Here is a 2,238-nt window from a genome sequence, read left to right as displayed (position 1 = left end):
GGGTCCTAAAAACCCAGCCGTTTTGTATTGACTTAATATTATATAGATGTTATCATTATATAGTATTTGTATGGAAGGATACCCAAGTCTGGCTATAAGGGGATTAATATTTAATATTAATTAGGAGCTTTTTGCTCGCGTTGGTTCGAATCCTTCTCCTTCCGCTAAAAAACACTCCAGTTATATAACTGGAGTTTTTTTATATTTTATTTTTAAGTATAAAAAATTTGAATAAAAGAGGTTTGAAAGGTTTGATAAAATCACCAATATACTCTTCAAGGTTCTACTGCAAAATAAAAAATATGGCTAATCACTAATTTATCATGTCAGTGTTCGCTTAACTTGCCAGCATGATGCTAATTTCGTGGCATGGCGAAAATCCGTAGATCTGAAGAGACCTGCGGTTCTTTTTATATAGAGCGTAAATACATTCAATACCTTTTAAAGTATTCTTTGCCGTATTGATACTTTGATACCTTGTCTTTCTTACTTTAAGATGACGGTGATCTTGCTCAATGAGGTTATTCAGATATTTCGATGTACAATGACAGTCAGGTTTAAGTTTAAAAGCTTTAATTACTTTAGACATTGAAGGTGCCTAATCTGTAATTACCTTTTGAGGTTGACCAAATTGTTTAATGAGATATTTGATAAACGCATATGCTGAATGATTATCTCGTTGCTTACGCAGCCAAATATCTAATGTATGTCCCTCTGCATCGATGAACGTTTACACCACGTTCCCTTAATATTTCAGATATATCACGATAACTCAATGCATATCTTAAATAGTAGCCGACGGCTACAGTGATAACATCCTTGTTAAATTATTTATATCTGAAATAGTTCATACAGAAGACTCCTTTTTTTGTTAAAATTATACTATAAATTTAACTTTGCAACAGAAACTAGGAGGACAATTATATGTATTTTACAACTTTGACAGAAAAAGAATATGAAGATTTTATCCATAGTAGACCAGTACATTTCACACAATCTATAGATCAATATCGATTTCGTAAAAATGAAAATAATGATGTTCACTTGGTTGGAGTTAAAGACAATGATGAGGTCATAGGTGCTTGTTTACTATCTGAAGCAAGAGCGTTAAAAATATTTAAATATTTTTATTCTCATAAGGGACCGGTTCTTGACTATAATAATAAAATACTTGTTGATTGCTTTTTTAAAGGATTAACTAAATATTTAAAAAAACACAGAACATTATTTGCATCATTGGATCCGTATATTTTAGAAAATATCAGAAATACAGATGGAGAAATACTACATTCTTTTGATAATACACATTTAATAAATCAACTTTCAAAATTAGGATATAAACATCAAGGATATACAGTGGGTTATTCTCAAAAAAGTCAGATTCGTTGGTTGTCTGTATTGAATTTAAAAAATAAAAGTAAAGATAACATATGGAAAGATATGGAGTATCAAACACGACGGAATATCAAGAAATCCTTAGAAATGGGAGTTGAAACAACTACATTAGATATATCCGAAACAGGCCGGTTTTATCAGTTGTTTAAAATGGCTGAAGAAAGACATAATTTTAAGTACAGAGAGAATCCTTATAAATTTTTTAAAGAAGCTCAAGTGATGTATCCACAAAATTCAATGATTAAATTATCTTATATTAACTTACAAAATTATTTGAAACAGCTTGAAATTACAAGAGTGAAATTAAATAAATCAATGGAAACAATAAAAGATAAGCTTAAAGAAAATCCAAATTCTAAGAAAAGTAAATCTAAACATAAACAATTAGAACAAAAACTTCAAAGTAATAAAAAGAAAGTTCAAGAAGCACAAAGTTTAATTAATAGTGAAGGTAATACCTTAGATTTAGCAGCTGCTTTATATATATATAATAAAGATGAGGTTTACTATCTTTCTAGTGGTTCAAACCCTGATTTTTACCAATTTAAAGGAGCATATGCATTACAATGGAATATGATCCAGTTTGCACTAGATCATCAAATTCCAAGATATAATTTTTATGGAGTTACAGGAGACTTTAGTAAAGATGCTGATGATTATGGAGTGCAACAATTTAAAAAAGGATTTGGTGCACATATTGAAGAATATATTGGTGATTTTATTAAACCTATACATCCGGTATTTTATAAAATCTATCAATTTTTGAATGCATAAGCTATACAAATTAATTACCTATAATCAATTTATTATGTAAAGAAAACAAGCCGAGATTTCGGCTTGTTC

Annotated in this window: 1 protein-coding gene, 1 tRNA gene and 1 pseudogene; 2 read left to right on the top strand and 1 reads right to left on the bottom strand. The window is 29.3% G+C overall.

Annotated elements, in window-relative coordinates; all coding sequences use genetic code 11:
• Positions 1-72 precede the first annotated feature (72 nt).
• Positions 73-164: transfer RNA gene (locus A33S_RS12460), tRNA-Lys, on the top strand.
• A 173-nt stretch (positions 165-337) separates the two neighbouring features.
• Here the strand turns inward: A33S_RS12460 and A33S_RS11995 are convergent.
• A pseudogene (locus tag A33S_RS11995) lies at positions 338-812 on the bottom strand (DDE-type integrase/transposase/recombinase).
• 112 nt (positions 813-924) lie between these two features.
• Between A33S_RS11995 and A33S_RS0106380 the strand changes: the two are divergent.
• Entirely contained in the window at positions 925-2,169 is a 1,245-nt protein-coding gene (locus tag A33S_RS0106380; RefSeq protein WP_009385317.1) for an aminoacyltransferase, read from the top strand.
• The last annotated feature ends 69 nt before the right edge of the window (positions 2,170-2,238 follow it).

The organism is Staphylococcus massiliensis CCUG 55927 (assembly GCF_000298075.1).
In the GTDB taxonomy this organism is placed as follows: Bacteria; Bacillota; Bacilli; order Staphylococcales; family Staphylococcaceae; genus Staphylococcus; species Staphylococcus massiliensis.
The sequence above is the reverse complement of the archived record's forward strand: the minus strand, read 5'-3'. Positions and strand labels throughout refer to the sequence as shown.